This window comes from Levilactobacillus senmaizukei DSM 21775 = NBRC 103853, assembly GCF_001592085.1.
Classification (GTDB): Bacteria; Bacillota; Bacilli; order Lactobacillales; family Lactobacillaceae; genus Levilactobacillus; species Levilactobacillus senmaizukei.
Map to the genome: position 1 here is coordinate 42,394 of NZ_BCWD01000017.1, position 7,788 is coordinate 50,181.

Genomic DNA, 7,788 nt, shown 5'->3' on the forward strand with positions numbered 1-7,788 from the left:
AACACCAGTACCGTCAACCGGTTCCGCCGCCAAAGCGGCCCTGCCGTTATGGCGAGCAGCCATTCTAGGATTTCAGCATTTATTAGCCATGTATTCCGGTGACGTCCTGGTTCCCCTATTAATTGGGGGCGCATTACATTTCAATGCCATGCAAATGGCCTATTTAATCAGTGCGGATATCTTCATGTGTGGGGTCGCAACCCTGCTTCAACTCAAGCGAACACCATTAACCGGGATTGGCCTGCCGGTCGTCCTAGGATGTGCTGTTCAAGCCGTCACCCCACTGAGTGCCATCGGAACACAGTACGGCGTCGGCGCCATGTACGGGGCCATTATTAGTGCCGGCATCTTTGTTTTCCTGAGTGCCGGCTGGTTTTCAAAGATTAAGCACCTCTTTCCCCCAGTGGTGACCGGATCACTGATCACCATCATTGGGTTTACCCTGATCCCCGTGGGTTTTCAGGACCTCGGTGGTGGGAGTGCCACGGCCAAGAACTTTGGTGATCCCAAATTCCTATTGGTTGGTTTCCTGACCATGGGCATCATTCTCGGGCTAAACGTTTTTGCTAAGAGCTTCATGAAGTCACTGGCCATCCTGGCCGGCATCTTAATTGGCACCTTTATCGCCGCCGCCATGGGCATGGTTAACCTCAACGCCGTTGGTCAGGCCAGTTGGTTCCATTTGCCCCAGTTCTTCTACTTTGGCACGCCGACCTTCGAATGGTCTTCCATCTTAACCATGATCCTGGTCTCCCTGACGACCATGGTTGAATCCACCGGGGTGTTCTTTGCCCTGGCCGACATCACCGGGAAAAAATTGGAGGGGGCAGACCTAAAGCGCGGCTACCGAGCTGAAGGCATCGCCGTGATCCTTGGTGGCCTGTTCAACACCTTCCCTTACTCGACCTTCTCTGAGAACGTCGGGGTGGTGCAGCTCTCCGGGGTCAAGACGCGCAAACCCCTCTATTTCTCGGCACTCTTCTTAATTTTATTAGGTTTGTTACCAAAGATTGGGGCCCTGGCCACGGTCATCCCCGACCCCGTTCTGGGTGGTGCCATGATCGTCATGTTTGGGATGGTGGGCGTGCAAGGGATTCGGATGCTCCAACAGGTTGACTTTCAAAATAACAACAACCTCTTAGTCTCCGCCATTTCGATTGGTTTGGGCCTGGGCGTTACCGTCTACCCCCAAATCTTCCAGGCACTGCCACAATCGTTACAAATTATCATGAACAATGGGGTGGTCATCGGCAGCTTTTCCGCCGTCAGTTTGAACGCCATTTTCAACTTACAGCTTCGGCGTAAACTAGCCCCCGGGCGGGCACAAATGACTACCGATACCCAGCCCAAAACAACCGATTAACTCTCACACCTCACACGGTATAACTCCGTGGAGGCGTTTTTAGATATCAAGGTTCTTATACCAAATGACTCATCCCCCGTGACTTTCTTTGGCTTCCCTTAACTCCAACAGGTATAATGGTCCTATCATTAATCATCGAGGAGAATTGCCATGCTAAGCATTCAGCATATCAGCAAAAAGTTTGCAACGGTTCAGGCGTTAAACGACGTCAGCTTTGACGTCCCCGATGGCCAAATTCTAGGATTAATCGGTCAAAACGGGGCCGGCAAGTCGACCACCTTTCACAGCATCTTGAACTTCATTCAATTCACGGGTCAGATCACCTGGCATGACGCTCCCCTATCGACCGAAAATTTCGACGAAATCGGGTACCTGCCGGAGGAACGCAGCCTGCTACCCAAGCTAACCATTGAGCAACAGATCGTCTACCTGGCCCGGCTTAAGGGCCAATCGGCTCAAACCACGCGACCACAGATTGACGACTGGCTGAAACGGTTCAACGTCAAGGGAACCCGGCGTAGCAAGATTAAAGATCTATCCAAAGGAAATCAACAGAAAGTTCAACTCATTTGTACCCTCATTCACCACCCGAAATTACTCATTCTGGACGAGCCCTTCAGCGGCTTAGACCCCGTGAACGCCGACCTGTTAAAACAGGCGATAATCGCCGCGAAGCATGATGGCGCTGCCATCATCTTCTCCAGCCACGACATGGAACACGTGACGGCCCTGTGCGACCGGCTGGTTATGTTACGCCACGGCGAAGTGGTCCTGCACGGTACCCTGGATGACGTCCGCAATCAGTTCGGCAAGACCCAACTGAGCGTCACCACCGACTGGTCGGCGACCGACCTAGCCGCCCTCGATCACGTCACCCAGGTCATTCCTGGCCACACGAACCACTACCTGCTCCATCTCGATGATCCGGCCGCGGGGCCCGCCATCTTTGATGCCCTGACGCACGGCCACTACATCGAGGAATTTAGCCAACAACCGCCCACTCTGGACGAAATCTTCCGCTTGAAAGTAGGTGAGGAACATGACTAAGACCTGGGTTGTGATGTTTGAAACGTATTTACGGCAAATCAAGACCTGGAGCTTTCTGTTCATGATTCTGGGCCCCTTCCTGATGTTTGGCCTAACTGCCGGCCTCAGTTACTTGACCGCCGACAGCGCCAAGAGTAGTCAACAGATGGCAGTCGTCAGTCAGTCGACTCCCTTACGCCAAGCTTATCTCAAGAGTCATCGCGATGGTCTGAACACAAGAATCACGACGACCAACCAAGCAAAAAAAGCCGTAAAGGCTAACCATCTTGCCGGCTATTTGGTGCTCAGCGTTGACCAGCAAGCGATTCGGGGCGACTTCCATGGCACGCAAGCCCTCTCTGGTGGCCAACGAGCCCAGGTTCAAAACTTTCTGAGCGCCTATCAGGCCCAAACTAACACCGCTCAGGCCAAGCTAACGGCGAAGCAACAGGCCGTCTTGAGTCGAACGCCCACCCTGGCGTCCCACATTTCAACCAAGAGTGGGACAGCGAATACCGTTAAGATTGCGTCCTTTTGGGCCTTTGTTACCCTACTCTACATCATCCTGATTACCTACTCCTCCATCACCGCCCAAGAAATCGCCGCGGATAAGGGGACCAAATTGATGGAGGTCATCTTCTCCAGTACCACGGCCACCAGCTACTTTATCGGAAAAATTGGCGGAATGCTGTTGATGATTCTGACGCAAATTGCCGTCTACCTGGCCGGTGGTGCCGCCGCTTATCAGTGGGCCAGCAACAGTCGCTCCTTCAAGCCCTTGTTGACCAGTAATCGCCCGTTAATCGATGGCATTTTGCACAACTTCCTCAGTATCAACCTGCTGTACCTGTTTCTCGGGGTCGTGATCTTTATCTTATTAGCAGCCTACAGTGGGGCCTTGGTGTCTAAGGCCGAGGATGCCTCGAAGGCGGCTCAGCCAACGGTTATGTTGGGGATGCTAGTCTTCTTCGCTACCTTTCCCTTCCAGAACAACCTGGATGCCATCCCGGTTAAGATTCTTTCCTATGTGCCCTTCTTCTCCTCATACTTCATGCCGCTACGACTAATCAATGGAACAACTAATACCTGGGAAGTCGTCATTTCACTAGTCATTCTCTTAGCAGCTATTGCGGTTGGGGCCCTCATGATCGGCAAACACTATCAACGGCTCATGCTGCAAAACGATAATCGTTCCCTGTGGCAACAACTCCTACATCGAAAATAATCTCACTCACTTAACTAAATTCCCTCTTACCGTCTGACTGTGACGTGGTATAATTAATAGGGAATTTAGGGCCCTTAGCTCAGCTGGGAGAGCGCCTGCTTCGCATGCAGGAGGTCGTCGGTTCAAATCCGGTAGGGTCCATTGATAGGTTTCAGTGGAATGCAATAAGCGTCAAAGTACTATTACTACAGGAATCTTATTTTTGAAACATCACATAGTAAGTCTTCGGATGGTATTAAATGGCATTTAAAATGACATTGTTTTGAACTAAATTAATCGATAGTGATAGATATTGAATAAGGAGTGGGCTAAGAAATCAGCCTACTCCTTATTTTCTGTTAATGGCTTTAAATTTAGGCTTTCATCGGTAGAAACTAGTGACGAAAAAACAGGTAATCTAATCACTTCAAATATGCTTACCCTTAAAGGCCCCATGATTACAGCCTCCCTAATTCGCGCAATTATCAGACCTTTAGCCCCCACCCACTGGTTAAATTCTCCAAAGTCACTAGGAAGATGAAGATGCCGAACTGAATACTTTCTAGACTAGCCCTTAGTATGCCCATCCAGTTTTCTAACAACACGGCAGGGAATACCAACCGCAACACTGTAGTCTTGAGTGGCCCCCCATTCCTGATAACGTCAAAGAAAGGAACCCCAAGGAGCAATGCTCTCCGGAGTTTCTTTGGAATTGGTGTCTCCTACAACAAAAATTTTCAAGACTCTCACTAGCCGTCTCATACTACGTAACCCCGTGCTCAGAAATTACACGTCACTCTCTGACAAAGTCACAACAACTAAGGTCCCATAGTTAACCAGAAACTCTTTCTGCTGTACGCTCATTGCTCGGCGATCTATGTCCCATTCCAAAATTTCTCCGTTATAAAGATCGATATACGCAGCGAAGTAGGCACGCTCCTCTGTGGTCTGATTTCCCCAACGAAGCTCTGTAACGAAACGGTCTATCGGTCTTGAATCGACGATTCAAGCAGTTGTGTGTGACCTTACCAACCGTCCCACGATAAGAGTTGTATTTCTTAGTTCTACGATTGAAGGCATTACACAATAAACCGTTGGTTCTCATGATACGCAAACGGCTTTGTGATTGATCACGATACCTTGATTTCTCAATGCTAAGGTAACTGTTCGATAACCATAGCCCGGATTTCCCTTACGAATTCTTCTTACTGCATCAACTAACGTTGATGAGTCGGTTTGATACTTTCGGTAAATCGCATCGTAATAACTACTACTCGCCATCCTTGTAGCTTTCAACACCACAGCTAATTTAACTTTGAATTTCAGCCTTAGCTCAGTGATTAACTGGGCTTTTTCTTGGTTTGAAATTTTTTCTGTGCCAAGGCTTCGAGTTTTTCCAAGCAGGCAACCCGAATACGTAAAATTTCATTTTCTTCCTGAAGTTCTTTATTTATTTTATGCTTACTCGATTTATCTGGCATCTTTGAGGACCGTCCTCTGAATGGCTTCAACCGTCCTTCCATGAACTTACGCTCCCAATCCCAAATTGTGACTGGATTTTTGATGCGAAAACGTTCTGCAGTTGCTGGATAAGAGGCGTGATGAATTTGACGCCATTTGATAACCTCAATTTTAAAGGAATAGTCATAGAAAGTCTTCTCAGAATAATTTTGAAGTCCTTGAACACCGAATAATTTAAATTTTGTTAGCCATTAGTAAATGGTCGCACTGCCCTTGATATCATACTGCCGCATGAGTTGAAGGGGCGACGCCCCTTGAACGTATTCTTTCAGGATTTGTTGTTTAATCTTAGCCGTGAACATAAAAGAACCTCGTGAATTGGATTTTCTCCAATTCACGAGGTTCACTTCAAGATATCTTATTCATTATCTTTTAGATCAACTGCCCCCATACTAAAATTCCAAAGTTCAGCTTGAACCTGTTCATCATAAGAAAGATTTGATGATAGTACAGGCTTATCACTACTGCGGTCAAAGTATCTTACTGGACCTGCTGCAAATTTATCAGCAGTAATGAGATCAGTAATCATCTTTCCTGAATCCTTCGCGGTGCCAATGATACCTGCAAACTGTGAAAGAACTGTTGGTGTGAAACGTGACTTATTCTTTGCCAATCCTGTTTCAGTCATGAGACCAGGATTAACAGTATTAATAGCTATCTGCTGGGCGTTAGCTCTCAATCTTCGATCTAATTCATATGCAAATAGAATCATGCATAGCTTGGAAAATGGATAACTTTGACCATCCATCTGTGGATCCATGCCACCAAATGCAAGTTCATTTGTCCCAGGCCATGTCACACCTTTAAGCAATGCATCATGACGTTCACTGCTGACAGTTACAATCCGGGCTTTTACCTCCATTAGTGGCAGCAGAAGTTGCAAAAGTTGCGTAAGTAGAAAATGGCCAAGATAGTTTGTTTCAAAAATATTATTGAAACCATCTTGTGTTTGATGAACCGTTTTACTACCAATTCCGGCATTACATACTAGACCATAAGCGGTACGTTTAGTTTCTTAAATGCAACAACAAATGCCCTCACTTTTGCCAACGAAGATGTGTCTAACTCCAAACAAATGATATTGGCATCAGGTATCGTCTGTAAAATTTTCTGACGGGCTACAGCAGCTTTCTTCATATTTCGGCAAGCCATGATGAGCTGATAATTGCCACCTTTTGCTTAGTTGTTTCAAATCCCAGGCCAGAATTGGCCCCCGTTACAATCACTGCTTTTGTCATATACTGTCCCCTTATTATGAACCACACTATAATATATTTGAATACATTATAGTGGTGAAAACCTTTGAGTACCAGCCAGTTTGACCTCACATTGAACAGCTAACAAAACTGTTTCAATTAAAACACTTGCAATTAAAACAATTCGTGCTAAACTAACCAAAGAAAGCGGGTGTGATCGTGCAAAATAAAACCGGAATCGTCCATTCAATTTATCAACTGGCTCAAATTGAGCAACAAAATTTGAATCAGCACTTGAAACAACTAGGACTTAACCCAGATCAGGCACGGGTACTGGATTATGTGCAAGCACATCCTGGAACAAACCAGCGTTCGGTGGCAACCCATTTAGGGCGACAGGCTGCGAGTACTTCTAATTTATTAACTGGACTGAGTCAACGCGGCTGGCTAAAGCGTCAGCCAGTCAAAGACAGTGCCCGCGAAAAAGCCCTATTTTTAACAATTGAAGGGACAAAAACAGCGGCGCAAATTGCACAAACATTTAACCAATTAAATACTTTATTTGAGCAGGGGCTAACTACCAAGCAACTCGATGACCTAGTAGCATTATTAACCCAATTAACTCGATATTTAGAAAAGGTGGGTGACTAAAATGTCATTAACAGCAATGGAACAACGGGCAACCAAGCGCGAATTACAAGAAAATTTTAAATTAAGTGGTCTTAGTGTGGCGCAAGCGGCAGCCGATTTACAGACAACACCGGACTATTTACAACAGGTCTTGGATTTGAATGTGCGCCATATTGAAGATCCATGGATTGTCCGTAATTATTTAAATCAAGTCTTGAGACAACAACATCACACGCCCATCAACTATAGTCGATTGACCGGTTCATCGGCCAATTATTGGTTTTTAAACCAAAATAGAGTTAATCGTGGTCAATTGAATTAAGCTAATGCGAGATTGTACCTGCACTAGCTGGATTGAGCCACTTTGATTTGGCCAGGAACCACTTAAATACGCCGAATTGTTTATAAATCAAATAGTAGCCACTAAGCTCTTAAAAAAGTTCAGAAGAAGACTCTGTGGGTAAAATTAAATGACTGGCAACCATTGATTTGGTTCTACACACTCTCTAAACATCCCCAGGAACACCCACAAGTCACCAGGTTATCACCAGTTTCATGTACGATCGATGAGCTGTTAGTTATGCAACTAGCGGCTTTTTTGAACGGGACGAATTGTCAAACCAAGCGCAACACTTTATCAAACAAACCCTCTTCGGGGGTACAGTAATCTAGAACCTTTCTTGGGCGGTGGGTTAGCTGCCATTGGCAGCTCTTAATTTTCTCGTCTGTCCGTGGTTCTAGACTTTTATTTTAGGGAAGTATTCTCGAATCAAACCATTTGTATTCTCGTTTGTCCCTCGTTGTTGAGGCACATATGGATCTGGCCAGTAGACAGTAACCCCAAGTCC

8 protein-coding genes, 1 tRNA gene and 1 pseudogene are annotated in these 7,788 nt (G+C 46.3%); 6 read left to right on the plus strand and 4 right to left on the minus strand.

Annotated features, from left to right (window positions below; genetic code table 11):
* The first annotated feature begins 40 nt into the window (after nt 1-40).
* The 4 genes from LSE01S_RS07420 (at nt 41) to LSE01S_RS07435 (ending at nt 3,755) form a co-directional block, all read left to right on the plus strand.
* The gene (locus LSE01S_RS07420; protein ID WP_061777010.1) at nt 41-1,363 is read left to right on the plus strand and encodes a nucleobase:cation symporter-2 family protein; all 1,323 of its coding nucleotides are present in this window, start codon (nt 41-43) and stop codon (nt 1,361-1,363) included.
* 150 nt (nt 1,364-1,513) lie between these two features.
* Complete coding sequence (locus LSE01S_RS07425) at nt 1,514-2,410, plus strand: ABC transporter ATP-binding protein (RefSeq protein WP_061777002.1); 897 nt, start codon at nt 1,514-1,516, stop codon at nt 2,408-2,410.
* Nucleotides 2,403-3,614 (plus strand): ABC transporter permease, encoded by a 1,212-nt coding sequence (locus LSE01S_RS07430; protein WP_061777003.1) that lies wholly within the window; start codon nt 2,403-2,405, stop codon nt 3,612-3,614. The genes LSE01S_RS07425 and LSE01S_RS07430 overlap by 8 nt, the downstream gene beginning before the upstream one ends.
* Before the next feature lie 68 nt (nt 3,615-3,682).
* Nucleotides 3,683-3,755: transfer RNA gene (locus LSE01S_RS07435), tRNA-Ala, on the plus strand.
* 939 nt (nt 3,756-4,694) lie between these two features.
* On the opposite strand, the gene LSE01S_RS11235 is transcribed toward LSE01S_RS07435, so the two are convergent.
* The 3 genes from LSE01S_RS11235 to LSE01S_RS07455 form a co-directional block, all read right to left on the minus strand.
* Nucleotides 4,695-4,874, minus strand: a complete 180-nt coding sequence (locus LSE01S_RS11235) for an IS3 family transposase (RefSeq protein ID WP_082622291.1) — start codon at nt 4,872-4,874, stop codon at nt 4,695-4,697.
* Between the two features lie 59 nt (nt 4,875-4,933).
* Nucleotides 4,934-5,074, minus strand: coding sequence for a hypothetical protein (locus LSE01S_RS11140; RefSeq protein WP_061777011.1), 141 nt, complete (start codon nt 5,072-5,074; stop codon nt 4,934-4,936).
* A gap of 398 nt (nt 5,075-5,472) precedes the next feature.
* Nucleotides 5,473-5,976, minus strand: coding sequence for a Rossmann-fold NAD(P)-binding domain-containing protein (locus LSE01S_RS07455; protein ID WP_156470492.1), 504 nt, complete (start codon nt 5,974-5,976; stop codon nt 5,473-5,475).
* A gap of 553 nt (nt 5,977-6,529) precedes the next feature.
* Here LSE01S_RS07455 and LSE01S_RS07460 point away from each other — a divergent pair.
* Together LSE01S_RS07460 and LSE01S_RS07465 are read left to right on the plus strand one after the other, a co-directional pair.
* Nucleotides 6,530-6,961: a MarR family winged helix-turn-helix transcriptional regulator gene (locus LSE01S_RS07460; protein WP_162257423.1), complete on the plus strand. Its 432-nt coding sequence runs from the start codon at nt 6,530-6,532 to the stop codon at nt 6,959-6,961.
* A gap of 1 nt (nt 6,962) precedes the next feature.
* Nucleotides 6,963-7,262: a DUF2316 family protein gene (locus LSE01S_RS07465; protein ID WP_061777007.1), complete on the plus strand. Its 300-nt coding sequence runs from the start codon at nt 6,963-6,965 to the stop codon at nt 7,260-7,262.
* Between the two features lie 293 nt (nt 7,263-7,555).
* Here the strand turns inward: LSE01S_RS07465 and LSE01S_RS11145 are convergent.
* Nucleotides 7,556-7,788, minus strand: a pseudogene (locus LSE01S_RS11145) (transposase); the annotation flags it as partial.